Origin of the sequence: Streptomyces sp. NPDC058758 (assembly GCF_042746075.1) — a bacterium.
Lineage (GTDB): Bacteria > Actinomycetota > Actinomycetes > Streptomycetales > Streptomycetaceae > Streptomyces.
Genome location: NZ_JBHYPS010000037.1, coordinates 1 through 24,548, shown reverse-complemented (window position 1 = coordinate 24,548; position 24,548 = coordinate 1). Strand labels below are relative to the sequence as shown.

Below are 24,548 nucleotides of genomic sequence, written 5' to 3'. Positions count from 1 at the left end.
GGGCGGCGGCCGGAGAAGAGGGCAGTCGTGGAAGAGCTGACGGGCCGCGAGGCGGTGATCCAGCGCCTGCGGGACGTGGGCCTGCGGGTCACCGGGCCGCGCCTGGAGGTCCTTTCGGTGCTCGCCGCCGGCGGTCACCTCGACGTCGAGGCGATCACCGCGACCGCCCGCGAGCGGCTGGGCTCGCTCACCAGCCAGGCCGTCTACGAGATGCTGCGGCACTTCCAGGAGACCGGCCTGGTCGGCAAGTTCGACCGCCCCGGCCTGCCGGCCGTCTTCGAGATCTCCGGCCCCCGTCACCAGCACGCCCTGTGCGTGCGCTGCGGCCGGGTGGAGAACGTCGAGACGGCCGCGCCCGCGCCGCCGCGCGGAGCTCTGCCCGGCTGGCGGACCGACGAGACCGAGCTGGTCTTCAAGGGGCTGTGCCCCGATTGCGCGGAAGAGCCCGCCTGATCCCGCTCGTGCGGCTTCGTCCGTGAACCTCGTGCGGAGCGTTCGAATGTGTGGCAGGGTCTGCCGGGGCGTTTTTCAACGGGATCCGCGCGATCCGAGGGGAGTCTGCTGCCGCCGTGTCCAAGAACGCCGCCGGAGTACGTACAGGAGGCGAGCAGGCCCTCGCCCTCTACCAGGCCCTCCGCGCCGCCCCGGGCGCCCCGCTCGACGAGGCGGCCCGCGCGCTGGACCTCACCGATGCCGAACGGGACCGGGCCCGGGCCGAGTTGACCGCCCTCGGCCTGATCGACACGAGCGCGCCGGCCCCGCTGGTCATCGCCCCGGACGTGGCCCTGCTCGGACTGCTGCGGCACGAGCGGGACCGGCTGGAGAGCAGGCTCGCCGAGACCAGCCGCGCGCACACCGCCCTGGAGACCCTCGCCGGACCGTTCCTGCGGGCCCGCGCCGAACCCGGCTCCGACGTCGAGGTCGAGATCGTCGACGACCCGGAGCGGATCCGGCGCGCGCTCGACGACCTGACGAAGACCGCCCGGAGCTCCGTCCACTCCATGGCCACCGGCTCGGTCCGGCGCGAGGAGATGGCCCTGGAGCTGGACCGGGACCGCGAGCGGGTGGCCCGCGGGGTCCGCGTCCAGGCCATGTACAGCGCCCGGCTCGGCCAGGTCCCGGAGATGGGCCAGCACCTCGCGGCCCGGACCGCCCTCGGCACCGAGATCCGCCTCTCCCCCGTCGTCCCCATGAACATGGTCCTCGCCGACGACTCCTTCGCCCTGCTGCCGACGGACCCCCGCGACCCCGGCTCCCCCGCGATCCTGGCCCGCGGCCCCGGCCTGGTGCGCGTCTACCGCGCGCTGTACGCCTACTGCTGGCAGGCCGCGACCCCGTACGGCGACCGGCGGGAGGCCGACGGGCAGGACGGCGACGGGCTGACCGAGCAGCACCGGACCGTGCTGCGGATGCTCGCCTCGGGCATCAAGGACGAGCAGGTGGCGCGGACCCTGGGGGTGTCGCTGCGCACGGTGAGCCGGCTCATCTCCGAGGTGATGCACGAACTCGGCGCGGCCAGCCGCTTCGAGGCGGGCGTGAAGGCGGCCCGGCTGGGCCTGCTGGACGGCGAGGGCGCTCCCGAGGGCCTCGGGACACCGCGGCACACCGCGTAGCCTGAACGGTCCGCACGGTCGATTCGCGACGACGAGGGGGAAGTTCGCCATGGTCACCACGGACGGCGGCACGGAGGACGGCAGGACCGGGCTGCTGGTGACGCTCTACCAGGAGCTGCGCCGTCGCGGGGTGTCGAACTACACCGAGGTGGCCGCCGGCTTAGGGCTCGCGCCGGAGGAGTACGAGCGATGTCGGGCCGAACTGCTCTCCCTCGGCCTGATCGTCCCGACCACCAGCCGGCACGCCACCGCCGCCGACCTGCGCAACGCCGACTGGCGGCCCGAGGAGGGCGCCGTCGCGTCGGTGCACCCGGAGATCGCGCTGCTGCGGATCCTCAACCGCGAGCGGGCCCGGCTCCGCGAGCACCTGGCCGAGGCCGACCAGGCGTACAGCACCCTGGAGACGCTGGCCGGGGCCTTCCTCCGGCCCGGCTCGCTGTCCGGCTCCGAGATCGCCGTCGAGGCGATCACCGACTACCGGCGGATCCAGCAGGCCCTGGAGGACATCGTCGACGTCACCCAGGAGGCGTCCTGTTCGATGTACCCCACGGGCCCGGGCCGCCAGGTCCCCGAGCGGATCTTCGAGCGGGACGCGCGCCAGCTCTCCCAGGGGATACGGCTGCGGGCCGCCTACCGCGTCCAGGACGCCGTGCGGCCGGAGGCCGCGGCCGTGATCAAGCGCCGCGCCGAGCTGGGCGTCGAGGTGCGGATCGCGCCCGAACTCCCCATGACGATGGTCCTGGTGGACCAGCAGTACGCCCTGGTGCCGCTGCACCCCGAGGAGCCCGGCCGGGGCGCGATCCTGGCCCGCGGCCCGCTCCTCGTCGGCTCCTTCCTGAGCCTGTACGAGCACTGCTGGCACACGGCCACCCCGTACGGCGACGACGTGGCGCCCGAGCGGGGCGGCGACGGCCTGTCCGAGCAGCAGCGGGCGGCGCTCCAGATGCTCGCGGACGGAATGAAGGACGAGAAGATCGCCCGGAACCTCGGGGTGTCGCTGCGGACGGTGAGCCGCATGCTCTCGGAGCTCATGCAGGAACTGGGGGCGTCGAGCCGGTTCGAGGCGGGCGTGCGCGCGGTGCGGCTCGGCTGGCTCGACTGAGCGCGCGGAAAGCCCCGTGATCGTGGCAGCGATCACGGGGCTTCGGCGGATTCCCTCAGGGGGCCTTTCAGTTCACCGGCGGGGCGGGGGTGGCGGTCGCCGTGCTGTGCGGCCAGTCGACGGTGACGCCGGCGTGCTGGACCGGGGATTCCGGGGCCCCGCCGGGGGCGACCGCGAAGGCGGCGCCGGCGCCGACCGCGAGACACGCGGTGAGGGCGACCAGGAACTGGCGGGCGGTCTTCTGCATTCCGGAGTTCTTCTCGACGGACATGGTTCCTCCAGGATTCGGAACGGTCGAATGGGCTGGTGCGCGCTTCCGGGGGCCCGTGCCGCCGGGCTCTCCCTGAAGACAACTCCATTCTGTCGAGGCCCCGTTGGTGAATCCACGGTTCTCCGATGCGTGGACCCGCCATGGCGTGTGTGCGTCAATCGGCCGCCGAATCAACGGAATTGGCCGGTCCGTACCGCCCCTAACCTTTGGTCGGACCAAAAGAGATGCTAGACTCGTGCGACGGCCTTCTCGTTCCTCCAGGAGAGAGGGGCCGCCGGGGCAGGGGCGTGCCGCCGCCCTTGCCCCACCCGCGGACCCGCCGCCCGCGCCGCCCCCCGGGCCGCCAGCGCGTCCTCGTAGACCTCGACCGTCCGCGCCGCGGAACCCCGCCAGCTCATCCCCCGGGCGTGCCCGACCGCCGCCGCCCCCATCGTCGCCCGCGCCCGCGGATGCCGGGCCAGCCACAGCAGCCGCCGGGCGTACTCCACCGGGTCGTGCCCCCGCACCAGCAGGCCCGTCACCCCCTCCCACACCGCCGTCGGCAGTCCGCCCACCGCCGAGGCCAGCACCGGCGTCCCGCACGCCTGCGCCTCCGCCGCCACCAGGCCGAACGACTCGCTCCGGGACGGCACCACCAGCACGTCCGCCGCCCGGAACCACTCCGCGAGCCGCGCCTGCGGCACCGGCGGGCAGGGCCGCAGCACGTCCGCCACGCCCAGCTCCGCCGCCAGCCGCGCCACCACGCCCTGCTCCCCCGCCCCGGAATGCCCGCCGATCACCGGCACGAGCAGCCGGCCGCGCAGCCCCGGCGCCATCCGCAGCAGCTCCGCGACCGCCCGGACCAGCACGTCCGGGCCCTTCAGCGGCTGGATCCGCCCCGCGTACAGCGGCACGAAGGCGTCCGCCGGCAGCCCGAGCCGGGCCCGCGCCGCCGCCCGTCCCGCGTCCCGGCCGGGTCCCGGGGCGAAGGTCCGCAGGTCCACCCCGGGCCGGACGACCTCGGTGCGGGCCGCGTCCGCCCCGTACAGGCTCCGCAGCGCCTCCGCCTCGTCCGCCGTGTTGGCGATCAGCCGGTCGGCCTCCGCCGCCAGCTGCCGCTCGCCGAGGATCCGGGCCTCCGGCTCGGGGGCGTCGCCCTCGGCCAGGTGGGCGTTCTTCACCAGGGCCAGGGTGTGCGCGGTGTGCACCAGCGGGGTGCCCCAGCCGAAGGCGGCGATCCGGCCCGCCTGCCCGGACAGCCAGTAGTGCGAGTGGACCAGGTCGTAGGCCCGCTCGTGCCGGAAGAGGCCGAGGGCGAAGGGCAGGACGAGACCGGGCACCGCCTCCTTGGCCACCGCCCGGCGCGGGCCCGCCACCACGTGCCGGACCCGCACCCCGGGCGCGAGATCGGCGAGCCGGGGCTCGCCGACGTCCTGGCAGCGGGTGAACAGGTCGACGGCCACGCCCTGTTCGGCGAGGGCCCGGGAGAGCTCGACCATGTAGACGTTCATGCCGCCGGCATCCCCGGTGCCGGGCTGGTGGAGCGGGGAGGTGTGGACGCTGAGCATGGCGACGCGCAGGGACACGAGGAGCTCCTGAGGGGAGGGGGAGCCGCGTGCCCCCGCGCGGGTCGCGCCGGCGCACGCGGCGGAGGGGTTGGGGTGGGTCGGACGTCTCGTCGGAGGGAACTAGAGGACTTCTTAGTGGGTTAGAAGCTCGGGTCCGGCGGGAGTGCCGTTCAGAAGCCGAAGACCGGTCCCGACGGCGGCGCCAGCCGGGTGCCCGGCAGCGGCGGGATCAGCGCGTGCCAGTCCACCGCCCGCCCCGGCTCCACCCGCAGCGCCGCCGCCAGCCGGTCCGCGCCCTCCGGCATCACCGGCCGCGCCCACGCCGTCAGCGCCGACGCCACAGCCAGCTGCGCGGCCAGCGCGGGCAGGTGGCGGCAGGCGGTGGTGGGGCGGCACCGCTCGTGCGCGTTGACGTGGCCGAAGTCGGCCGTCGAGCGCACCATCTCGTCGAGGACGGCCACCGCCCGGCGCGGGTCGAAGGCGTCGGGGCCGTACGCCTCGCGCAGGTCGTCCACCGCCCGGTGCAGCCGACGCTCCAGGACCTCCCAGCCCGTGCCGCCGGGCAGCGCCTGCGGGGCGAGCCCGTCGCACTCCTCGCGGACCGCGGCGAAGAGCCGGGACAGCCAGCTGTTCCAGTTCTCGTCCAGCTCCCGGCGCGCCGCCGCGAGCCGGTCCCGCCGGAAGACCGTGCGGCGGCCCAGCGGCCGGGCCTGCAGGACGTGCCGGCGCAGGGTGTCGGAGCCGTACTCGGTGAGCAGGTCCAGCGCCCACACGTTCCCCTCCCGCACCCCCTCCTCGATCACGAAGGACTCGTTGACGTTGAAGTCCTGCGGCAGCTTCACGCCCTGCGCCAGCAGCAGCACCGGCAGCAGCACCGCGTGGCAGAAGGAGTGCCCGAAGCCGCAGAAGTGGATCGCGCGGGCCGGCAGCGGGCCCGCCGCGCCGTGGCCGAAGAGGTGCATCGCCGCCGCCTCGAAGCAGCCGTCGATCCGGTGCTCGGGGAAGCCCTCCACCGGGACCTCCAGGCCCCACTCGGCCGGGTGCCCGACCGCGATGTCCGGCAGCCCGTCCTCCACCAGCGACTCGCACAGCGCGGCCAGCCGCGGCGGCAGCCCGGCCGCCGCCCAGTACTCGGCGAGCGTCTCCCGGAACGGCTCCAGGGGGATGTAGAGCCGGCGGCAGCGGCGGGCCGTCGCCGGGGTGCCGCACAGCGCGCAGCGCGCCCCGATGAGGTCCCCGCCGTCGTTGGGCCGCGCGCACTCGTGGCACATCCCGCCGTCGCTGGCCGCCCCGCAGTGCGGGCAGGCGCCGGTGGCGTGCGCGCCGTACAGCCACCGCTCGCACGGCTCGCAGTAGGGCAGCAGGCGGGTCCGCGGGGCGATGACGCCGTCCGCGTACAGCTTCGCGAAGAGGTCCCGCACCCAGCGCCCGTACCCCTTGTCGCGGCGGGGCCGGACGATGTGGTCGAAGGCGACGCCGGAGCGCAGCCAGTCGGCGGTGATCGCGGCCCGGTACCCCTCCGCGACCTCCTCCGGCTTGCGGCCGAGCTGCCGCGCCCGCAGCTCGACGGAGCTGGCGTGGTCGGCGGTGCCGGTGGTGAACCGGACGGGCTCGCCCTCGGCCCGCAGGTATCTGGTCAGGACGTCGGCGGCCACGTACGGCCCCGCGAGGTGGCCGATGTGGAGTTCGCCGTGGGTGGCGGGCGGGGTCGCGGTGATCCAGACGGGGGTGCTCACGGAAGCCTCCTGAGCGTGGCGGGAAAGGGGGTCCGGGGGTCAGCGGGGCTCGAAGTGGAAGGAGCGGATGAAGCAGTCGCGGGGCTGCTCGACGGCGTAGACGATGCACTCGAAGAGCGCCTGCGTGGTCAGCTTGTCGTCGGCGTCGGCGCCGCTCGGACGCACGCCGTCCCACTCCGCGAAGCGCGGGTCGGCGGTCGAGAAGTCGGGCGGGAAGAGGGAGAAGACCCGCACGCCGGACGGCCGCAGCCGGCGGGCCAGGATGTCCGCGAAGCCGGCCTGCGCGCTCTTCGCCGCCCAGAACGCCTCGTGCGCCCCGCCGGCGGCGGTCGCGGAGGCGCCCCCCGCGTCCCGCACGGCCACCATGTTCACGATGTCGGGCCGCAGCGAGCCGCGCAGCAGCGGCAGGAAGTGCTTGACCATGAGGACGGTGCCGCCGGCCGTGGACTCGATGGTCTCCATGATCTCGGCGTCGCCGGCGGCCTCCAGGTCCATGCCGTCGAGCCAGCGGGCGCCGTTGTTCACCAACAGGTCGACGTGGCCGGTGCGTTCGCCCACCCGGGCGGCGAACTCCCGGATCTCGGCGGGCCGGGAGAGGTCGCAGCCGAAGGCGTGGATGCGGTCGCGGGCCGAACCCATCACCTCCGTGCGGGTCCGCTCCGCCGCCTCCACCGTCCGCGCCGACACGTAGACCTCCGCCCCGAGATGGGCGAACCCGACGGCGAGCGCACGGCCGAAGGAGCGGGACGCGCCGGTCACGACGACACGCAGATTCTCGAATTTCATGTGCGTCTGCTCTCCCCACGGATACGGCTGCCAATGGCCGGTCCGTTTCAGCGTGGCAGAGGAAGGAAGCGCGGGACCTGCGAAAAGGCTGCGCGTTCACGCCGTTGCGTGGATACGCCAGCGGCCGGGGAGCGGGCAGGCGCGCAGCACGGTCGCCCGCTTGTGGTGCACGCTGACCCGGCCCGGCCGGGCCGAGACGGTGACGGTGCCGCCCGGGGTCCGCACGGGCCCGTCGACCCGGGGCACGACGGTCCCGTCCAGCGCCCCCGCCGCGGCCAGCGCCGCCGCGCCCGTCAGCGCGAGCCGCGGGTGCCAGCCGCCGACGGTGAGCGCGCGGACCGAGAGCCCGGTGGGCGTGGCCTCGACCGCGGCGATCTTCGGCAGGGCGGAGCCCGGCGGGTGCCCGAGCAGCCGCGCGGCCTCCGCGCGGAGCGCCAGCAGGTGCGCCTCGGCGGGCGCGCGGACGTGCCGGGCGTCGACGAACACGTAGGGGTTGCCGTACGACACGAGGCTGACCGGCACCCCGAGCAGCCGGTCGCGGGGGCGTCCGGTGGGCAGCGTGCCGGGGGCGTCGGGCGGCCGCAGGAAGTGCAGGGTGTACGCCCCCGGGTCCCGCTCCGGCTCGCACAGCACGGTGTCGCCGGTGGTGACCGCGCGGACGGTCACCGGTCCCGGCCGCCCCTCCGCGACCACGCACGCGAGCAGCGAGTGCCCGCACCCCGCGCGGAAGTCGAAGCCTCCGCCCGGCAGCACCTGCACGAAGCGGTACCGCAGGCCGCCGTGCCCGTCGTCGCCGTAGAAGGCGAGCTTCCGTGCCCCGCCCGCCGGCAGCCGGGCCAGCTCCGGCGCGAGGCCCAGGGTCCCGGCGGGCAGCGCGTCGGCGCGGACGACGAGCGTCTCGCCCGGCGCGTCGTGGGCCCGCACCAGCAGGCCGCGGCGCGGGGGGCCGCCGGGGGCGGGGTCAGGCGGCCGCATAGTTCGCGGGGACCTGGAGGGTGCGGTGGACCTCGGTCCAGAGTTCGTGCACCGCCAGGGCCCACAGGGCCTGCGCGTCGGGGCGGTTGGGGCGGTCCAGCTGGCGGGCCAGGAGGCGGGCGACCCGGTCGGCGCGGACCTTGCCGCCGAGGACCAGACGGGCCGGCGAGAGCAGTTCGCGGACGGTGTCGAGGAGCGGGCCGCCGGGCGCGATCATCGCCTCGACGGGCAGCGTGAAGGGCTGCTTGGGCCGGCGCAGGACAGCCGCGGGGAGCAGCTCCGCGCCCGCCTCGTACAGGGCCCGCTTGCCGGTGCGGGCGGCGGCAGGCAGGGCGCGCGCGTGGGCGACGACGGCGGGCTGGCAGAAGGGCAGCCGCGTCTCGACGCCCCAGGCCATCGCGAGGTGGTCCACGCGCCGCAGGTGGTAGGCGGGCAGCCGCCACCGGGTCTCCAGGGCCGTCGTCGCGGTGATCCGGTCGGCCCCCGCCGCCTCGGCGGAGCGCAGCTCCTGCTCGACGCGGTCGGCGGCGGAGCCCGTGTCGGCGATGTGGGCGCGGTAGTCGGCGGTGTAGAGGTGCTCGCGCAGGAGGCGGGGGGCGGCGGAGAGCGCGTCGGCGTAGGCCGCGGCCCAGTCCGTGCCGGGCGGGGCGGCGAGGGCCGCCGCCATCCGGTCGTACCCGCCGAAGAGTTCGTCGGCGCCGTCGCCGGTGAGGGCGACGGTGAAGCCCTTCTGCCGGACGGCGCGGAAGAGGGCGTAGGTGGAGAGGGCGATGGGGTCGGCGTTGGGCTGGCCGAGGTGGCGGACGGTGCGGGTGAGGAGGGAGGGCAGCTCGTCGGGGTCGAGGGCGATCTCGTGGTGGACGGTGCGGGCGCGGCGGGCGACGGAGCGGGCGTGGGCGGCCTCGGAGCCGGGCCAGTTGCCGCGGTAGGTGAGGTGGAAGGTGTGCGGCGGCTCCGCGTCGGTCTCGCGGGCGCGTTCGGCGGTGAGCGCGGTGACCAGTCCGGAGTCGAGGCCGCCGCTGGTGACGGCGCAGACGGGCACGTCGGCGTCGGCGAGCCTGCGGACCTCGCGGCGCAGCACGTCCTGGGTGTCGCCGAGGGGCGCGGTCCGGTGCGGCGCCCGGCGCCGGACGACGGGCGCGGCGCCGGGCCGGACGAGGGCGGTGGCGCCGGGCGGGAGGACGCTGACGCCGTCGAGGGCGGTGCCGGTGGAGAAGGAGGTGCGGGTGGCGAGGACGGTGTCGAGGGAGTCGGCGCGCGGGGAGAAGCGCACGCCGCCGAAGGCCAGGAGCGCGGGGACCTCGGAGGCGAAGCGGGTGGAGCCGTCCTCGGGGTCGTGGTGGAGGTGGAGCGGCTTCATGCCCAGGTCGTCGACGGCCAGGACGAGTTGGGAGCGGCCGGGCCGCAGGTCGAGGACGGCGACGGCGAACATGCCGTCGAGGTGTTCGGCGAAGGCGGGCCCGTGCTCGGCGTAGAGGGCGGGCAGCAGGGTGCCGTCGCAGCGGTCGGGGAAGCGGTGGCCGCGGGCGGCGAGGGCGCGGCGCAGCTCGGCGTGGTTGTAGATCTCGCCGTTGAGGACGGCGAGGACGCCGGGGAGGTGGGGCAGGCGGTACGGCTGCCGGCCGCCGCGGGGGTCGGTGACGGCGAGCCGGTCGCAGCCGAGGGACCAGCCGGGGCCGCTGAGCACCCGGTGTTCGTCGGGGCCGCCGTGGCGCTGGCGGGCCGAGGCCGAGGCGAGCGCGGCCGGGTCGGGGCGGGCCGCGCTCGCGGCGAAGGAGCCGAGGATCCTGCACATGCCGGTCGCCTCCGGGTCGTCCGAAACCATCGGGGAGCAGTTCAGTGGGCACTTCGGTGGGCGCTTCGGTGAGCGGTGCCGCGCACACTTCGGCGAGAAGTTCAGTGATTTGAATCTACCAATTTTTTGAATGGCGCGTAAGTGCCATGTCCTGTTCACGCCACGAATCGGCCTTGCGACGCCCCCGCGCCGCCAACAGGCTGGGCGCATGGAGGACTTGGCGACCGCCCACCCCACCGACCGCAGCGCGCCGGAATCACTGCTGGTGGTGGCCGCGCACCCGGACGACATCGAGTTCTGCGTCAGCGGCACCGTCATGCAGTGGATCGCGCGCGGCACCCGCGTCACCTACTGCATCGTCACCGACGGCGGCGCCGGCGGATACGACCCGCTGCTGCCCCGGCAGGCCATGGCGGACCTGCGGCGCGCCGAACAGGTCCACTCGGCGAAGCTCAGCGGCGTCGCCGACGTCCGCTTCCTCGGCTACCCCGACGGCTTCGTCGAGCCCTGCGTCGAACTGCGCCGGGACCTGTGCCGGATCATCCGGGAGGTGCGGCCGCAGCGGGCCGTCATCCCCTCCCCCGAGATCAACTGGGCCCGCGCCGCCGACCTCCACCCCGACCACCGGGCCGTCGGCGACGCGTGCCTGCGGGCGCTGTACCCCGAGGCGCGCAACCCCTTCGCGCACCCCTCGCTCCTCAAGGAGGAGGGCCTGGAGCCGTGGACCGTCCACGAGCTGTGGCTCATGACGGGCCCCACGCCCAACCAGTACGTCGACGTCACGCCCGTCTTCGACCGCAAGGTGGAGGCGCTGCGCCTCCACACCTCCCAGACGGCCCACTTCGACGACCTCGCGGGCCTCCTCCGCACCTGGCTCTCCGAGCACGCCAGGGCGGCGGGCCTCCCCCCGGGCCGCATGGCCGAGGCCTTCCAGACCGTCCACATCGACTGACCCCCGGACCGCGCGGAAAGGCGCGGACCCGGCGGACTCAGACGCGGAGGGCCGGCGGGAAGCCGGTCCAGCGGAGGTCCTCGGGGAGGTGGGCGGTGTCGTTGTAGACGAGGAGGGCCGGGGGGCGGCCGGGGGCGTAACGGATCACCGTGAGCGCCGCGTTCCCGTGGTTGAGGCCCGTCCACCGCCAGGCCGGCGCGTCCAGCGCGTCCCGCACGAGCCAGCCGACGAGGAAGTTGTGCGTGACGAGCAGCTCGTGGCGCGGCTCGTCCCCCGGCACCGGCCCGGTGAAACGGGTCATCGCCTCCGCCGCCAGCTCCGCGCCCCGCTTCCGCTCCTCGGCGGGGAACTGCGCCAGGAACCCGAGCAGGGGGTCGGCGACCTCCGCCGGCAGCTCCTCCCGGGAGGGCTCGTACGGGACGTAGTCGCCGGCCGCCTCGCCGGGCCGCACGGGCACCCCGTCGAGCCGCTCGCCGATCAGCCGCGCGGTCTCGGCGGCGCGGGCGAGCGGCCCGTGGTGGACGGCGGCCAGCGGGACGCCCCGCAGCCGTTCCCCGAGCAGCGCCGCCTGCCGCCGCCCCGCGTCCGTGAGCCCGCTCTCGTCGGGCGTGGCCTCGCCGTGCCGGGTGACGTAGAGGTAGCGGTCGGCCATCGTGGTGCCGTCTGTGCCGGTCATGCCAGGACGGACGCCTCCCGGGGCCTCCCGGTTGCGGGCGCGGACGGGCCCGCCCGCCGGGGCCCGGCCACGCCGGGGGCCCGGCCACGCCGGTCCAGGGCCCCGGGGCGACGGAAGCCCCGCCGGCGACCGCGCCCCGTACCCGCCGGCCGGACCCGCCGTCGAGGCCCACGGGCGAGTCGGGGCGCGCCGGCGGCCCACGGGTGCCGGCGGTCCCGCCGCCGGGGCCCGGTCGTGACGCCCGCCCGGGCGCTGGGCCGACCGGCCGCTGGGCCGACCGGGGGTGGGCGGCAAGGGGTCGGCGGCGCCGAACGAGTGGACTCGGAGGCGGTCCCGCCGGCGGGCCGGGCACCGGCGCGGGTGCCGGTGCTGATCTGGCAGCGCCCGTACGCCCACGTCACGCGGCCCCGGCCCCCAGGGGCCCGCGGGCCCGACGCCCCCGCATCCCGGAAGGCGCTCCCCCATGCGACGCACCACCCCCCGCCGCCGGCTCCTCGCCGCCGCCCTGCTCCTCGCGGCCGCCGCCCTCGCGCCCGCCGCGCTCCCGGCCTCGGCGGCGCCCGGACCCGCCCCCGTGCCCCTCGCCGGCGCCGACCGGCACGGCGACGGCGCCTGCGCGGACGGGGACGGCGGCAGCAGCCTTCCGCCGGCGCTCGCCTCGCGCCTCGACACGACCGTCGAGAAGGTCCGGCGGGAGGCCGGGATCCCCGGGCTCGTCGTCGGCCTCTGGATGCCGGGGAAGGGCTGCTACGTCCGGGCCACCGGGGTCGCGGACAAGAGGACCGGCGAGCCGATGTCCCCCGGCGGCTTCGTCCGGATCGGCAGCGAGACGAAGACGTTCACCGTCACCGCCCTGCTCCGGCTCGTCGACGAGGGGAAGGCCGGGCTCGACGACCCGATCGACGACTACGTCCGCGGGGTGCCGAACGGGCACCGGATCACCCTGCGGCAGCTGGCCGGGATGCGCAGCGGACTGTTCCCGTACACCGCCGACCCCGACTTCACGCACGACCTGCTGAGCGCGCCGGAGCGGCCGTTCAACCCGTGGGAGGCGGTGTCGTACGGCTACCGGCACGCCAACACCTTCCGGCCGGGCGCGGCCTTCCAGTACTCCAACTCCAACCTCGTCCTGCTCGGCCTGGTCGTCGAGAAGGTCACCGGCCGGCCGCTCGCGGAGGTCCTGCACGAGCGGGTGATCCGCCCGGCCGGACTGCGGCACTCCTTCCTCCCCGAGGGCGCGGAGTTCCCGCGGCCGCACCCGCGCGGCTACACCGACCAGACCCTCACGGGCGCCGTCGCCGACGCGACCGACTGGAACCCGAGCTGGGCGTGGGCGGCCGGCGCGATGATCTCCGACCTCGACGACCTGCGCCGCTGGGCCCGGGTCCTGGCCACCGGCGAACTCCTCGACCCGGCCACCCAGGCGCAGCGCCTCAGGACCCTCCCGACCGGCTTCCCCGGCACCTCCTACGGCCTCGGCATCCTGAACACGAACGGCTGGATCGGCCACAACGGCTCGCTGCCCGGGTACGAGACGGTCACCGTGTACCTCCCCGCCAGGAAGGCCACCCTCGTCCTGATGCTCAACACCGACTCCCTCAGCGGCGGCCAGGAGCCCTCCACCCTGGTGGCCCGCGCGGTCACCGGGATCGTCACGCCGGAGAACGTCTACGCGGGCTCGGTCACCCCGCGCGGCTGACCCTCCCGCGAAGGGCCGCCGGGGGAACCGGTTCCTCCGGCGGCCCGGCGGGTACGGGCCGTACATGTCAAAGGGCTGGGGCTGGTGGCTGCTCGCGGGGTTCGCCGTCTGGACGTTCTTCGCGCTGCGGTGGACCGAGGTCGGCTGCGACTATCCGGAGGCGTACCTCGCCGTGGTCCGCTTCGGCACGCCGGAGGGCCTGGAGTTCCTGCCGGCCTGCGCCGGATAGGCGGCCGCCCCTACGATCGGGGCATGAGCGCTGACGGTTCCCGCTGGTCCCTCTGCTCCCGGAACTCGTTCCTGTCGATCGGCTCGGTCGGCTCGACGCTGTCGATCGGCTCGGTCGGCTCCTTCCTCTCCGTCGGCTCGGTCGGCTCGGCCGCGTCCGTCCTCTCCGTGGGCTCCTGGGCCAGCCTCGGCTCCCTCCTCTCGGCGGAGTCCCGCTGGTCGGCCCTGTCCTGGCGGTCGCGGTGCGGCGTGATGGCCGCAGGCACCGCCCTCACCGCGGCGGCCGTGGCCGTGACGGCGGTCGGGCTCGGGACCCGGTCTTCGTCCTGAGCGCGGTGGGCAGCTCCCGGAGGAGCCCCCGAGCGGTTCACCCGGGGAAGTCCCCCTGGACGACGGGCCGTCGGCCGGCGCGGCTGCGGGGACGTCGACGGTGCGACGACGAAACTAAACCGAACCGTTCAGTACGTCAACCGAACAGTTCAGTCTTGACAGTGAACCGAACGGTGTAGTTCTCTCGCCGCATGACGACGACACCCGCCCTCTCCCCTCCCCGCCCTCGGGCCGCCCAAGTGGCGGAACGAAGACGCGGGTTACTGCTCGCCGGACTCGCCGCGCCGGCCGCCGCCGGGGTCTCCGGGCCGGCGCTCGTCGTGCCCCAGGCCGCCGCCTCGCTCGGGGTGTCCGTGGGAGCGGCGGCCTGGCTCCTGACCGTGTTCGGAATCGGCATGGCCGCCGGTACGCCGCTGCTCACCGCCGCAGGACGGCGCCGGGGGCCCGGCGGGACGCTGCGCGTCGCGGCGGCCCTCGTCCTCGCCGGGGCGGTGACCGTCGCCGTCGCGCCCGGCTTCGCCGGCGCCCTCGCCGGGCGGGCCCTGCTGGCGGCCGGGGCGGCGGGCTTCAACGTCGCCGCCTTCCAGCTCGCCGGCCGGGACGGCAGCGGCCGGTCCGCCGGGCTCGTCGCGATCGGCAGCGCCGCGGGCGGCACGGCCGGGCTCTTCGGCGGCGCGGCGGTGGCCTCGGCCGTCGACTGGCGGGCGGCACTCGTCCTCCCCCTCCTGAGCCTCGCCGCGCTCGTCCCGGTGCTGCGCGACGCGACGGCCGCCCGGCCCGCCGGCGCGAAGGCCCCGGAGACGGCGGAGACGACAGGGGCGGCGGAGACGGCGGAGGAGACCGTGCGGGCGGCGGGGACCGCCGAGCGCGGCGGTGGAGGGGTCCCGAGGATCCTCGGCTCCGCCCCCTTCCTGGCCGCCGCCGGACTGATGCTCGCCCTCTCCACCGTGAACTTCGGTCTCATGTACGCCGGCCCCGTGCGCGTCGCCGCCCTGACCGGCTGGGGTCCGGTGCCGATCGGGGCGTACGCCGCGCTGGCCGCACTGGCCGGAGCGCTGGCGTCGTGGGGCCTCGTGCGGCTGGGCCCCCGGCTGGGGACGGCGCGGGTGCGGGCGCTGCTCGCCGCCGGGGGCGTCCTCGCCGTCGCCCTCGCCGCCGTCGGACCCTGGGCCTGGCTCGTCCTGCTCGGTTCCGCCGTCGGCTCGCTCGCCACGGCCGGCGGCCAGGGGCTGCTCACCGGCGCCTCCGCCGCCGGGCTGCCGGAGTCCCTGCGCGACTCCGCCGTCGGCCTGTTCAACCTCGCGTTCCTCACCGGCGTCGCCGCCGGCCCGGCGCTCGCCGCGGCCCTCGTCTGACCCGCCGTCCCCCGCGCCCACCGCGCCCCACCCGCCTTCTCCACAGGAGCCCCGATGTCGTACCCCGACCCCCGCGCGTACCCCGCCGTCCGCTACACCGGCGAGCACGGCGAGATCAGCGCCCGCTACCGGTCCGCCGACACCCCGCCGGACTTCGTCGCCACGGGCGCCGCGCCCGCCGCGTACCACTACCTCTCCACCACCCTGTCCACCCAGGGCGAGTACGGCCTCTACCGGGTCGACATGGGCCCCGAGTCGGCCGGGCCGAGCACCCACTTCCACAAGGCGATGTCCGAGGCCTTCTTCGTGCTCTCCGGGACCATCCGGCTCTTCGACGGCGAGCGGTGGGTGGACGCCCGCTCCGGCGACCACCTCTACGTGCCCGTCGGCGGGCTGCACGCCTTCCGGAACGAGTCCGGCGAACCGGCGTCGATGCTGATGCTGTTCGCGCCGGGCGCGCCCCGCGAGGAGTACTTCGAGCAGGTCGGCGGACTGGCGGGGCTCAGCGACGAGGAGCGGGCCGCGTTCCTCGTGAAGCACGACAGCTTCTTCGTCTGAGCGGAACCGGAACCGGACCCGAGCGGAACCGGAACCGAGCGGAAACGGAACCGACCCCGCCGCTTCTTTACGGACCGAACCGTTCAGTTCATATACTGGCCCCTCCGACACCCGCCCGATCCCCGACCCCGAGGACGCACCCATGGCAGCCGGCAAGGACGTCCTCGACGAGTACGGGATCCCGGTCATCCCCGACCCCGCCGACGCGGCCTCCCGCAAGCGGCAGGCCATCATCGACGCCGCCCTGACGGAGTTCCTGGCGGAGGGGTACTCGGCGGCGTCGATGGACGCGATCACGGCCCGGTCCGGGGTGTCGAAGGCGACGATCTACAAGCACTTCGGCAGCAAGGAGCGGCTGTTCCTCGCCGTCGTCGGCGGCGTGCTGCCGAAGACGTACGCGGACCTGGAGCCGGCGAACTCGACCATCGCCGCCGCCCCCGACCTGCGCTCGGCGCTGGTGCGGCTGACCACGGACTGGGCGCGGATCCTGCTGCGCCCGGACATCATGTCGCTGCGGCGGCTCGTGATCGGCGAGATAGACCGCTTCCCGCAGCTGGGGCAGCTCTGGTACCGCGTCAGCTACGACATGAACAACGGGCCGCTGGTCGAGGCGTTCACCGAGCTGACCGCGCGCGGCGTCCTCGACGTGCCGGACCCGAAGCTGGCGGTGCAGCAGCTGGTCGCGGCGACGGTCGGGGTACCGCAGCTGGTGCGGACCTTCTCCCCGGAGGCGGAGATCGAGGAGGCCGAGCTGGAGCGGACGATCGGCTCGGGAGTCGACCTGTTCCTGGCGCGGTACGCCACCGGCGCCTGAGCCCGGACGTACGGCCCGGAAGGACAGCCCGGACGGACGGCCCGGAAGGGCGTTCTGTCTGATCCCACATCAATTGATATGCAGGAATGGTGTATTCCGCATACCTCCCGATCGATTGTGATCGAGAGGTGACTAATATGCACGCGTCGATGTAGGTGTGGTGTTGGAACGGTCACATCCGTTCCCGGTCGAGGAGCATGCCCTGCGCAAGCGCATATCCGAGCGGACCCGCAGAGCGTCCTCCCCCTCCCTGGGCCGGACCCTGCTCGTCATCGCCTTCGTCCCCGCCCTCGCGCTGATCGCCCTGTGGGCCGTCACCAGCGGGCAGGTCTTCCTCGACTTCCAGCGCCAGGCCGGCCAGGGCCTGCTCGCCGAGAAGGCGGGCCAGCCGTCCAACCTCGTCTACTACAGCCTCCAGGAGGAACGGCGCCTGAGCGCCGAGGTCCTGGCCGGGCGCTCCGGCGCCGCCGCCGCGCTCAAGGAGCAGCGGGGGCGGACCGACGAGGCCGTCCGGCAGTTCCAGACCCTCTCCGACGTCTCCGAGGACGGCGCCCCCCAGGAGGTCCTGGACGCCGTGGCCGGGGCCCGCGCGGCCATCGCCCGGCTCGACGCCCAGCGCTCCCTCGTCGACGGCGGCGACGACGACCAGCAGCAGGCCGTGTACGACTACTACACCGACCTGATCGCCGTCGACCTCGACCTCTTCGCCGCCCTCAGCCACGTCGACAACGGGCGCATCACCACCCTGTCGCAGCCGCTCGTCGACCTCTTCCGGGTCAAGGAGATGATCTCCCGCTCGGACGCCCTGCTCGCCCGCGGCTGGGCCGACAAGAGCCTGAGCGCCCGCGAGTTCGCCGAGTTCCGGCAGGTCGTCTCCGCCCAGCAGCCCACCTACTCCGCCGCCGTGGTGCCCTACCTCCCGGCCGACGAGAAGGCCCTGTGGGACGCGATCGTCGACAGCCCGGAGTGGAAGGCGAAGACCGCCGCCGAGAACGCGATCCTCGCCCCCGGCCGGACCGGCTCCACCGGCTCCGTGCCCCTCACCGCCGACGAGAGGACCTGGCGCACGTCCGTCGACGCCCTCGACGACCGCGTCGAGGCCCTGCTCCAGCACCGCACCGCCCTCGTCGTCGAGGAGGGCAAGGGCACCGTCATGTCGCTGCTGCTGCGGATGGCGCTCACCACCCTCATCGGCCTGCTCGCCATCGTCGCCGTCATCACCGTCACCTGGCGCCTCACCCGCACCCTGCGCCGCCGCATCGACCGGCTGCGCGAGCAGGCCGAGGCGCTGGAGCGCAGCCTCCCCGACATCGTCGAACGGCTCGGCCAGGGCGAACGCATCGACGTCGAGGCCGAGGTGCAGCGCATCCGGCAGGACGAGGACGACCACGCCGACGACGAACTCACCCGCCTCGGCGATGCCCTGAACCTCGCCCGCACCAGCGCCCTCGAAGCCGCCGTCCGCCAGTCCGACCAGCACCGCGGCTTCGAGCGGCTGCTCCAGCGGATCGCCCGCCGCACCCAGCAGCTCATCGGCCAGCAGCTGAAGAAGCTCGACGACCTGGAGCACCGGCACGAGGACCCCCGGCTCCTGGAGGACCTCTTCGACCTCGACCACCTCACCGCGCGCCTGCGCCGGTACGAGGAGAACCTGGTCATCCTCGCCGGCGGCTCCCCGCACCGCCGCTGGCGCCGGCCCGTGCCGCTGCTCGACGTCATGCGCTCCGCCCAGGGCGAGGTGCAGGACTACCGGCGGGTCGTGCTCGACCTCGACGGCAGCCCCTGGCTCGCGCCGCGCGCCGTCGGCCCCGTCACCCACGTCCTCGCCGAGCTGATCGAGAACGCCCTCTCCTTCTCCCGGCCGCCCAGCCCCGTCGAGATCCGGGCCGCCCACGTCAGCCGCGGCCTCGCCGTCGAGGTCGAGGACCGGGGCCTCGGCATGGAGGAGGAACAGCTCGCGGAACTCAACGAGCTGATGGCCCGTCCGCCGCGGATGGACCTCCTCGCCCGCACCGAGGACATCCGCCTCGGCCTCCACGTCGTCTCCCGCCTGGCCGCCCAGTACGGCCTCCGGGTCGAGTTCCGCTCCTCCGCCTACGGCGGCACCCGCGCCGTCGTCCTCGTCCCGCACGAGCTCCTCGCCGGCCCCGGGGAGGCCGCGCCCGCCGCCCCGCAGGGCGTCACCCCGCTGCCGCTCCCGGCCGAACCGCCCGCCCCCGCCGGACCGGCGGGCCCCGGGCACGAGGAGGCCCCGCTGCCCAGCCGCGGCCGGGGCCGGGCCCTCGCCGAGGTCACGGGACAGCACCACCACACCCGCCCGGACGAGCCGCCGCTCCCGCACGCGGAGCCGCAGGGAAGCCCGTTCCCCGAACCGCAGGGACGGCCCTTCCCCGAGGCCTCCCCCGATCCGTACGCGGAACCGCACCCGGAGCCGTACGCCGCGCCGCCCGTCATCGAACCCTTCCCCGCGCCGTACGCCGAGCCGTACGCCGGTCCGCCCGCGCCGGAGCCGTACGCGCCACCGCACGCGCCCGGAGCCGTACCCGCGCCCGCCCCCGAGCCGTACCCCGCCGCGCCCGCCCCCGTGCTCGCCGCGCCCGCCCCCGCCGGCCCGACGCACCCGGACTCGGCGCCGCTGCCGCGCCGGGTGCGGCAGGCGAGCCTCGTCGACGAGCTGCGGGTCGACCCGGCCGCGTCCAGGACCCCGACCGCTCCCCCGCCGGACTGGCGGACCGACCCGCTGCTGCGGCCCGCGCCCCGCCGCGCGGGAGCGACGATCGGCGCCTTCCAGCGCCGGTCCCGCGCGGCCCGCGCCCAGGCCGACCCCTCCCCCGCCCCCTCCACGAGAGAAGACTGGTCATGACCACCCGCACCACCGCCACCCATCAGGAGCTGGACTGGCTGCTCGACGGACTGGTGGAGTCCGTGGCCGAGACCCGCAGCGCCGTCCTGCTCTCCGACGACGGCCTCGTCGTCAGCCACTCCCGCTCCCTCGACCGGGCCTCCGCCGAGCGCCTCGCCGCGATCTGCACCGGCCAGCAGAGCCTGGCCCGCGGCGTCGGCCAGCTCTTCGACGGCGGCGCCGTGCACCAGGTCATCGTCGAACTCTCCGAGCTGTGGCTCTTCATCGTCTCCGCCGGCCAGGGCACCCACCTCGCCGTCGTCGCCTCCCAGGAGGTCGACGCGGAGGTCATGTCGCTCGCCATGCACAACCTCGTCCAGCAGGTCGGCCAGAAGCTCGGCACGCCCGCCCGCTCCGAGTTCGACGCCTTCGGCAGCGCACCCGGTCCCCGCGGATGACCAGCGGGTACGAGGACGCCCCCGGCGACCACGAGGGCTACGAGGACGACGCCGCGGGCACCATGGTCCGCCCCTACACCGTCACCCGCGGCCGGACCGCGCCCGAACGCGACGACTTCACCCTCATCACGGTGATCACCACCGTCGAGGAGCCCCTCGACGAGTTCGGCCGGCCGCTCCGCCCCCAGCGGCTCCAGCCCGAGCACCGGCTGATCCTCGACCGCTGCCGCCGCCCCCTGGCCGTCGCGGAGGTCGCCGCCGCCCTCGGCCTGCCCGTATCGGTGGCCAAGATCCTGCTGGGCGACCTCGTGGGCCTCGGCCTGCTCACCGCCCGGGCCCCGCTCTCGATGGCCCGGGCCGCCGGCGGCGCCCGCCACGACCTGCTGGCCGCCGTCCGTGACGGAATCCGGAGACTCTGACACCCATGACCAGCCCCGCCACGGCCCCCGCCGCCGTCAAGATCCTCGTCGCCGGCGGCTTCGGCGTCGGCAAGACCACCCTCGTCGGCGCGGTCAGCGAGGTCACCCCGCTGCGCACCGAGGAGTACCTCACCACCGCCAGCGTCGGCGTGGACGACCTCGCCGGCGTCGGCGCCAAGGAAACGACCACCGTCGCCCTGGACTTCGGCCGCATCACCGTCAGCGACGAACTGGTCGTCTACCTCTTCGGCACCCCCGGCCAGGAACGCTTCTGGTTCATGTGGAACGACCTGGTCCAGGGCGCCCTCGGCGGCATCGTCATCGCCGACACCCGCCGCCTGGAGACGAGCTTCGCGTCCATCGACTTCTTCGAGAGCCGCGCGATCCCCTTCGTCGTCGCCATCAACTGCTTCCACGGGCACAACACCCGCACCGCGGAGGAGATCCGGGCCGCGCTCGACCTCGACCCGCACGTGCCGCTGCTCATCGGCGACGTCCGGCAGCGCGCCTTCGGCAAGGACGCCCTCCTCGCCCTCGTCGACCACCTGATGAGCCTCCCGGCCCCGGCCTGACCGCCCGAACCCGCCCCCCACCTCCTCCTTCCGTACGCACCAGCCCCTGGAGGCACCCGAGATGACAACCCCCCTGCGCGTCCTCGTCCACGGCGGCGGCATAGGCGGGCTCACCCTCGCCACGCTGCTCGCCCGCCGCGGCCACACCGTGGAGGTCGTCGAGGTCCGCGAGGCGCCGGACGCGCTCGGCGTCGGCATCATCCAGCCCTCCAACGCCCTGCACGTGATGCGCGAGGCCGGCCTCCTCGACGCCTGCCTCGCGGCCGGCTTCGAGTGGGAGATCCTCACCATCGCCGACCCCGCCGGCACCCCGCGCGCCGAGATCCCGCAGCCCCGCATGGACGGCGCCCCGCCCGCCAACGGCATCCCCCGCCCCGCGCTCGCCCGGCTGCTCGCCGACGCCGCCCGCGAGGCCGGCGCCACCCTCCGGTACGGCGCGACCGTCGAGACCCTCACCGACGACGGCGACGGCGTCGACGTCACCCTCACCGACGGCTCCGCCGGCCGCTGGGACCTCGTCGCCGGCTTCGACGGCATCGGCTCCCCGCTCCGCACCCGCCTCTACGGCGACCGCCACACCCCCGAGTACACCGGCTTCGCCAACTGGCGCGTCACCGTCCCCCGCCTCCCCCGGGTGAAGGGCGTCGTGATGTGCATGGCCGGCCCCGAGGCGAAGGCCCTCCTCACCCCCATCACCGACGACCTCATGTACCTGGGCGCGGTCTTCGCCGAGGACGAGTCCTTCCGCCCCGGCCCCGACACCGCCCACGAGGAGCTGGCCAAGCGGCTCGCGATGTTCTCCGGCCCGGTCGCCGAGGCGCTCGCCTCCGTCACCGACCCGGCGTCCGTCGTCTACACCCGCATCTCGCAGGTGACCGTCGAGGACCCGTGGCACGTCGGCCGGGTCGTCCTCGCCGGAGACGCCGCCCACGCCTCCACCCCGCACCTCGCCCAGGGCGCGGCGATGGCCGTCGAGGACGCCCTCGTCCTCGCCGACTCGCTGCGCGACGAGGAGACCGTCCCCGCCGCCCTCGCCGCCTGGGAGGCCCGCCGCCGCCCCCGCGCCCTGTGGGTGCAGGCACTGTCCCGCGCGGTCCTCAAGCAGGAGACGGGCACCCCCACGACCCGCGAGGAGGACGAACTCCTCGAGATCGGCATCCCGGGCGCCGCCCACGTCCTGGCCCGGCCGTACTAGGATCCGCACCCGCCGGCCGGCGGTCCGGTGCCGTGCGAAACCTCCGAACGGCAGATCGGGCCGCGGTACGCATCGCCCGTTCGCGGAACTCCTGAGCCTCCGGGACACCGTCGTACCGCCGCGGGCGGACCCGCACGTCCCGGAGTGCTGCCCGGACCTCGACCGGGCGGACGCCCTGGTGGCGTGCCTCGTGGGCCCCTCCGCCTCGTTCGTCACGGGGCGGTCCGTCCAGGTCGACGGCGGCCGGCTGCTCCACTGGGATTCTCGACGAGCAGGGAGAACAACCGGAATGATCGAACGAGTCCGCGCTGTCCTCGTCACCCCCGACGACACGATGCTGGTCATCCGCCGCACCCGGCCCGGCATCCCCGCGTACTGGGTCCTGCCCGGCGGCGGCGTCGAACCCGGCGACGCGTCCCGCGAGGCGGCCCTCCACCGCGAGATCCACGAGGAGATCGCGGGGAAGGCCGACATCGTCCGCCTCCTCCACACGATGGAGTCCGACGACGAGCGCCAGCTCTTCTACCTCGCCCGCATCGCCACCTGGTCCTTCGACGACCGCACCGGCCCCGAGTTCAGCGCCGAAGGCCGCGGCGCGTACGCGCTGGAGGAGATTCCGCTGACCGCGGAGGGGCTCGACGGCATCGACCTCAAGCCCGAGGAGATCGCCCACGTCCTGCGGGAAACCTTCGGCGCCGGAGGGCCCGGAGTCGAGGCGTCGCTCTGAGCCTCCGGCGAAGCCCCCTCCCTCAAGGGCTCACACCACCAGCCCCACCGCCAGGACCGCGATCAGGGTGCTCGACGCCAGGTTCGTGAGGAGCCGGGGGCGGGGGGCGGTCAGGGCGTGGCCGAGGAGGGTGCCGGTGGCGGCCAGGAGGAGCTGCCAGCTCGCCGAGGCGGCGAAGGCCGCGGCGACGAAGACGGCCGCCTCGGCCGGGCCCGTCGTGACGTGGCCGCCGAGGACGAGGGCCGTGAAGTAGAGAACCGTCATCGGGTTGAGGACCGTGATGCCGAGGAAGGTCCAGAAGGCGCGGTGCGGGGCCGTCACCGGCCGTCGCTCCGGCGGGATCCCGGCGCGGTGCGCGCGCAGCGCCGTACGGGCCGAGGCCGCCGCGAGGGCCAGCAGGACGAGGGCGGACGCCCAGCGCAGGGGCGTCGCCACCGGCGCGAGGAGCGGGACCAGGGCGGACCCGCCGGCGACCGCGACCAGGGCGTACGCGCCGTCCGCCGCCGCGATGCCGAGCGCCGCGCCCGCTCCCGTGCGCCACGGGCTGCGGGCGGCGACCGCCACCAGGTGCGCGCCGACGGCGCCCACCGGGATCGCGATGCCGTAGCCGGCCAGCAGGCCGGCCACCGCCGCGGACGTCACGCGACGGCGGGGGCCGCACCTCCGGGGGCCGGGGCCGTGCGCTGTCGGTGGTAGGCCGCGCCGTCCCTCGTCCGGGCCAGGTGGCCGCCGACGACGAGGTGGCGGCGCAGCGCCGGGTAGTCGTCGTGGACGGTCTTCAGCGCTTCGTCGACCTCGGCCTCGCGGTAGAGGCGGCCGAGGTCGAAGAGGGTCTCGGCGAGGTGCGCGAGGAGCGCCTCGCGGCGGGCCTGCCGGCGCGGGATCGCGACGAGGCGCCCCTCGGCGGAGAACAGGTCCGCCACGGGGCGGGGGGAAGGATGGCTCATGGGGGGAAGGGTGGCCGCCCCGCCCCCGTGCCCGCAAAGGGTTTTCGCCCGGCGGCCCCGGGTGCGGGGCGCCGGGGCTCAGCGGTAGATCAGGAGCTCCTCCTCGGTCGCGCCCGTGAGGGCGTAGCGGGTGCGGACCAGGGGGCGGCCCGCGTAGATGCGGATGAGGGTGGCCGCGTCGCCGTCGAAGACGGCGGGCGGGCGGCCCTCGATCTCGTTGCCGAGGGCCACCTCCCCCGCGTGGTCGGCGAGCCGGCCGACCAGCCGCGGGGTCTCCCGCTTCCGGCTGGTGACGGAGAGCAGGGGGAGGGCGAGGGAGAGGGCCTCGCCGCAGTAGGCGCCGGGTTCGCCGAAGGCCTCCCGGACGTCCCCGGCGTGCACCCACTCCCCGAGGGCGACCGCGTCGAGCCGCCCGTCCTCGTGCCCGGCGATCACCGGGCCCGCCTCGGTGAGTCCGCGCTCCAGCTCGTCGAGGATCCGGCCGAGCGGCCAGTCCTCGCGTTCGGCCACGTCGCAGGCGTTGGCCTCGGGGAGGAAGACGCCTTCCTCCAGGCGCCCTTCCACGATCCGGACCAGCGCCGCGCCGCAGTGCGCGAGGACCTGGCGCGCGGTCCAGCCGGGGCAGGCGGTGCGCAGCTCGTACGCCTCCTCGGGGGTGCGGCGCAGGAGCGGCATCAGCAGGTCCCGTTCCGTCCGCAGGAGCCGGTCGGGCAGCCAGGGGTCCCGGCCGGCGGGAAGACAGTCGGTACACATGCGGGCTCAGTAGCGGTAGTGGTCGGGCTTGTACGGGCCCTCGACCTTGACGCCGATGTAGGCGGCCTGCTCCGGGCGGAGGGTCGTCAGCTTCACGCCCAGCGCGTCGAGGTGGAGACGGGCGACCTTCTCGTCCAGGTGCTTGGGCAGCGTGTACACGTCGGTCGGGTACTGCTCCGGCTTCGTGAACAGCTCGAT

General features: G+C 75.3%; 27 protein-coding genes. 16 read left to right on the top strand and 11 right to left on the bottom strand.

From position 1 onward, the window contains the following. Positions 1-27 precede the first annotated feature (27 nt). The 3 genes from ACFW6A_RS31355 (at position 28) to ACFW6A_RS31345 (ending at position 2,715) form a co-directional block, all read left to right on the top strand. Positions 28-453, top strand: a complete 426-nt coding sequence (locus ACFW6A_RS31355; RefSeq protein WP_351851845.1) for a transcriptional repressor — start codon at positions 28-30, stop codon at positions 451-453. 116 nt (positions 454-569) lie between these two features. Then, a complete protein-coding gene (locus tag ACFW6A_RS31350; protein WP_351851847.1) occupies positions 570-1,613 on the top strand; it encodes a helix-turn-helix domain-containing protein in 1,044 nt (347 codons plus the stop codon). Positions 1,614-1,662: 49 nt separating this feature from the next. After that, positions 1,663-2,715 (top strand): helix-turn-helix domain-containing protein, encoded by a 1,053-nt coding sequence (locus tag ACFW6A_RS31345; RefSeq protein WP_351851849.1) that lies wholly within the window; start codon positions 1,663-1,665, stop codon positions 2,713-2,715. A gap of 67 nt (positions 2,716-2,782) precedes the next feature. Here ACFW6A_RS31345 and ACFW6A_RS31340 read toward each other — a convergent pair whose 3' ends face one another. The 6 genes from ACFW6A_RS31340 to asnB form a co-directional block, all read right to left on the bottom strand. Beyond that, a complete protein-coding gene (locus ACFW6A_RS31340) occupies positions 2,783-2,986 on the bottom strand; it encodes a hypothetical protein (RefSeq protein ID WP_351851852.1) in 204 nt (67 codons plus the stop codon). Between the two features lie 227 nt (positions 2,987-3,213). Further along, positions 3,214-4,533: a D-inositol-3-phosphate glycosyltransferase gene (gene mshA / locus ACFW6A_RS31335; RefSeq protein WP_386644633.1), complete on the bottom strand. Its 1,320-nt coding sequence runs from the start codon at positions 4,531-4,533 to the stop codon at positions 3,214-3,216. Between the two features lie 170 nt (positions 4,534-4,703). After that, positions 4,704-6,269 carry a class I tRNA ligase family protein gene (locus ACFW6A_RS31330; RefSeq protein ID WP_351851855.1) on the bottom strand — a complete coding sequence of 522 codons (1,566 nt, stop codon included), beginning with the start codon at positions 6,267-6,269 and terminating at the stop codon, positions 4,704-4,706. Positions 6,270-6,308: 39 nt separating this feature from the next. Next, positions 6,309-7,055 carry an SDR family oxidoreductase gene (locus tag ACFW6A_RS31325; RefSeq protein WP_351110412.1) on the bottom strand — a complete coding sequence of 249 codons (747 nt, stop codon included), beginning with the start codon at positions 7,053-7,055 and terminating at the stop codon, positions 6,309-6,311. 96 nt (positions 7,056-7,151) lie between these two features. Continuing rightward, a complete protein-coding gene (locus ACFW6A_RS31320) occupies positions 7,152-8,030 on the bottom strand; it encodes a hypothetical protein (RefSeq protein ID WP_386477982.1) in 879 nt (292 codons plus the stop codon). Next, on the bottom strand, positions 8,017-9,855 hold the full coding sequence (gene asnB / locus ACFW6A_RS31315) for an asparagine synthase (glutamine-hydrolyzing) (RefSeq protein ID WP_351851861.1): 1,839 nt from the start codon (positions 9,853-9,855) through the stop codon (positions 8,017-8,019). The genes ACFW6A_RS31320 and asnB overlap by 14 nt, the downstream gene beginning before the upstream one ends. Positions 9,856-10,033: 178 nt before the next feature. On the opposite strand from asnB, the gene ACFW6A_RS31310 reads away from it, so the two are divergent. Then, positions 10,034-10,777, top strand: a complete 744-nt coding sequence (locus ACFW6A_RS31310; protein ID WP_351851864.1) for a PIG-L deacetylase family protein — start codon at positions 10,034-10,036, stop codon at positions 10,775-10,777. A gap of 37 nt (positions 10,778-10,814) precedes the next feature. Here ACFW6A_RS31310 and ACFW6A_RS31305 read toward each other — a convergent pair whose 3' ends face one another. Further along, the gene (locus tag ACFW6A_RS31305) at positions 10,815-11,453 is read right to left on the bottom strand and encodes a histidine phosphatase family protein (protein ID WP_351851867.1); all 639 of its coding nucleotides are present in this window, start codon (positions 11,451-11,453) and stop codon (positions 10,815-10,817) included. A 463-nt stretch (positions 11,454-11,916) separates the two neighbouring features. On the opposite strand from ACFW6A_RS31305, the gene ACFW6A_RS31300 reads away from it, so the two are divergent. From ACFW6A_RS31300 to ACFW6A_RS31245, 12 genes are all read left to right on the top strand, one after another. Further along, positions 11,917-13,152 (top strand): serine hydrolase domain-containing protein, encoded by a 1,236-nt coding sequence (locus ACFW6A_RS31300; protein WP_386644590.1) that lies wholly within the window; start codon positions 11,917-11,919, stop codon positions 13,150-13,152. Between the two features lie 64 nt (positions 13,153-13,216). After that, positions 13,217-13,381, top strand: coding sequence for a hypothetical protein (locus ACFW6A_RS31295; protein WP_351851873.1), 165 nt, complete (start codon positions 13,217-13,219; stop codon positions 13,379-13,381). A 23-nt stretch (positions 13,382-13,404) separates the two neighbouring features. Further along, a complete protein-coding gene (locus ACFW6A_RS31290; protein WP_351851875.1) occupies positions 13,405-13,710 on the top strand; it encodes a hypothetical protein in 306 nt (101 codons plus the stop codon). Between the two features lie 191 nt (positions 13,711-13,901). Next, positions 13,902-15,065, top strand: coding sequence for an MFS transporter (locus tag ACFW6A_RS31285; RefSeq protein ID WP_386644587.1), 1,164 nt, complete (start codon positions 13,902-13,904; stop codon positions 15,063-15,065). A 54-nt stretch (positions 15,066-15,119) separates the two neighbouring features. Further along, positions 15,120-15,623 (top strand): cupin domain-containing protein, encoded by a 504-nt coding sequence (locus ACFW6A_RS31280; RefSeq protein ID WP_386644584.1) that lies wholly within the window; start codon positions 15,120-15,122, stop codon positions 15,621-15,623. A 142-nt stretch (positions 15,624-15,765) separates the two neighbouring features. Further along, the gene (locus ACFW6A_RS31275; protein WP_351851884.1) at positions 15,766-16,437 is read left to right on the top strand and encodes a TetR/AcrR family transcriptional regulator; all 672 of its coding nucleotides are present in this window, start codon (positions 15,766-15,768) and stop codon (positions 16,435-16,437) included. Between the two features lie 163 nt (positions 16,438-16,600). Next, positions 16,601-19,300 (top strand): nitrate- and nitrite sensing domain-containing protein, encoded by a 2,700-nt coding sequence (locus ACFW6A_RS31270; protein WP_386644581.1) that lies wholly within the window; start codon positions 16,601-16,603, stop codon positions 19,298-19,300. Continuing rightward, positions 19,297-19,737, top strand: coding sequence for a roadblock/LC7 domain-containing protein (locus ACFW6A_RS31265; RefSeq protein ID WP_351851890.1), 441 nt, complete (start codon positions 19,297-19,299; stop codon positions 19,735-19,737). The genes ACFW6A_RS31270 and ACFW6A_RS31265 overlap by 4 nt, the downstream gene beginning before the upstream one ends. After that, on the top strand, positions 19,734-20,156 hold the full coding sequence (locus tag ACFW6A_RS31260) for a DUF742 domain-containing protein (protein WP_386483804.1): 423 nt from the start codon (positions 19,734-19,736) through the stop codon (positions 20,154-20,156). Before ACFW6A_RS31265 ends, ACFW6A_RS31260 begins: the two co-directional genes overlap by 4 nt. A gap of 5 nt (positions 20,157-20,161) precedes the next feature. Further along, the gene (locus tag ACFW6A_RS31255) at positions 20,162-20,728 is read left to right on the top strand and encodes an ATP/GTP-binding protein (RefSeq protein ID WP_351851895.1); all 567 of its coding nucleotides are present in this window, start codon (positions 20,162-20,164) and stop codon (positions 20,726-20,728) included. Positions 20,729-20,789: 61 nt separating this feature from the next. Then, entirely contained in the window at positions 20,790-21,923 is a 1,134-nt protein-coding gene (locus tag ACFW6A_RS31250; protein ID WP_386644578.1) for an FAD-dependent monooxygenase, read from the top strand. A gap of 289 nt (positions 21,924-22,212) precedes the next feature. Beyond that, positions 22,213-22,650, top strand: coding sequence for an NUDIX domain-containing protein (locus ACFW6A_RS31245; RefSeq protein WP_351851900.1), 438 nt, complete (start codon positions 22,213-22,215; stop codon positions 22,648-22,650). A 30-nt stretch (positions 22,651-22,680) separates the two neighbouring features. On the opposite strand, the gene ACFW6A_RS31240 is transcribed toward ACFW6A_RS31245, so the two are convergent. From ACFW6A_RS31240 to ACFW6A_RS31225, 4 genes are all read right to left on the bottom strand, one after another. Further along, the gene (locus ACFW6A_RS31240; RefSeq protein WP_351851902.1) at positions 22,681-23,292 is read right to left on the bottom strand and encodes a LysE family transporter; all 612 of its coding nucleotides are present in this window, start codon (positions 23,290-23,292) and stop codon (positions 22,681-22,683) included. Further along, positions 23,289-23,597 (bottom strand): DUF2087 domain-containing protein, encoded by a 309-nt coding sequence (locus tag ACFW6A_RS31235; protein WP_351851904.1) that lies wholly within the window; start codon positions 23,595-23,597, stop codon positions 23,289-23,291. The genes ACFW6A_RS31240 and ACFW6A_RS31235 overlap by 4 nt, the downstream gene beginning before the upstream one ends. A gap of 78 nt (positions 23,598-23,675) precedes the next feature. Continuing rightward, a complete protein-coding gene (locus ACFW6A_RS31230) occupies positions 23,676-24,350 on the bottom strand; it encodes a maleylpyruvate isomerase family mycothiol-dependent enzyme (RefSeq protein WP_351851907.1) in 675 nt (224 codons plus the stop codon). A 6-nt stretch (positions 24,351-24,356) separates the two neighbouring features. Further along, positions 24,357-24,548, bottom strand: a 192-nt coding sequence (locus ACFW6A_RS31225; protein WP_386487400.1) for an adenosylhomocysteinase, incomplete at its 5' end; no start/stop codon positions are given.

Excerpts from the sequence above, each read along its gene's own strand:
- ACFW6A_RS31345 (WP_351851849.1), top strand. The coding sequence starts at position 1,663 with ATGGTCACCACGGACGGCGGCACGGAGGACGGCAGGACCGGGCTGCTG.
- ACFW6A_RS31340 (WP_351851852.1), bottom strand. The coding sequence starts at position 2,986 with ATGTCCGTCGAGAAGAACTCCGGAATGCAGAAGACCGCCCGCCAGTTC.
- mshA (WP_386644633.1), bottom strand. The coding sequence starts at position 4,533 with ATGCTCAGCGTCCACACCTCCCCGCTCCACCAGCCCGGCACCGGGGAT.
- ACFW6A_RS31325 (WP_351110412.1), bottom strand. The coding sequence starts at position 7,055 with ATGAAATTCGAGAATCTGCGTGTCGTCGTGACCGGCGCGTCCCGCTCC.
- ACFW6A_RS31320 (WP_386477982.1), bottom strand. The coding sequence starts at position 8,030 with ATGCGGCCGCCTGACCCCGCCCCCGGCGGCCCCCCGCGCCGCGGCCTG.
- asnB (WP_351851861.1), bottom strand. The coding sequence starts at position 9,855 with ATGGTTTCGGACGACCCGGAGGCGACCGGCATGTGCAGGATCCTCGGC.
- ACFW6A_RS31310 (WP_351851864.1), top strand. The coding sequence starts at position 10,034 with ATGGAGGACTTGGCGACCGCCCACCCCACCGACCGCAGCGCGCCGGAA.
- ACFW6A_RS31305 (WP_351851867.1), bottom strand. The coding sequence starts at position 11,453 with ATGACCGGCACAGACGGCACCACGATGGCCGACCGCTACCTCTACGTC.
- ACFW6A_RS31300 (WP_386644590.1), top strand. The coding sequence starts at position 11,917 with ATGCGACGCACCACCCCCCGCCGCCGGCTCCTCGCCGCCGCCCTGCTC.
- ACFW6A_RS31295 (WP_351851873.1), top strand. The coding sequence starts at position 13,217 with ATGTCAAAGGGCTGGGGCTGGTGGCTGCTCGCGGGGTTCGCCGTCTGG.
- ACFW6A_RS31290 (WP_351851875.1), top strand. The coding sequence starts at position 13,405 with ATGAGCGCTGACGGTTCCCGCTGGTCCCTCTGCTCCCGGAACTCGTTC.
- ACFW6A_RS31285 (WP_386644587.1), top strand. The coding sequence starts at position 13,902 with ATGACGACGACACCCGCCCTCTCCCCTCCCCGCCCTCGGGCCGCCCAA.
- ACFW6A_RS31280 (WP_386644584.1), top strand. The coding sequence starts at position 15,120 with ATGTCGTACCCCGACCCCCGCGCGTACCCCGCCGTCCGCTACACCGGC.
- ACFW6A_RS31275 (WP_351851884.1), top strand. The coding sequence starts at position 15,766 with ATGGCAGCCGGCAAGGACGTCCTCGACGAGTACGGGATCCCGGTCATC.
- ACFW6A_RS31265 (WP_351851890.1), top strand. The coding sequence starts at position 19,297 with ATGACCACCCGCACCACCGCCACCCATCAGGAGCTGGACTGGCTGCTC.
- ACFW6A_RS31260 (WP_386483804.1), top strand. The coding sequence starts at position 19,734 with ATGACCAGCGGGTACGAGGACGCCCCCGGCGACCACGAGGGCTACGAG.
- ACFW6A_RS31255 (WP_351851895.1), top strand. The coding sequence starts at position 20,162 with ATGACCAGCCCCGCCACGGCCCCCGCCGCCGTCAAGATCCTCGTCGCC.
- ACFW6A_RS31250 (WP_386644578.1), top strand. The coding sequence starts at position 20,790 with ATGACAACCCCCCTGCGCGTCCTCGTCCACGGCGGCGGCATAGGCGGG.
- ACFW6A_RS31245 (WP_351851900.1), top strand. The coding sequence starts at position 22,213 with ATGATCGAACGAGTCCGCGCTGTCCTCGTCACCCCCGACGACACGATG.
- ACFW6A_RS31235 (WP_351851904.1), bottom strand. The coding sequence starts at position 23,597 with ATGAGCCATCCTTCCCCCCGCCCCGTGGCGGACCTGTTCTCCGCCGAG.
- ACFW6A_RS31230 (WP_351851907.1), bottom strand. The coding sequence starts at position 24,350 with ATGTGTACCGACTGTCTTCCCGCCGGCCGGGACCCCTGGCTGCCCGAC.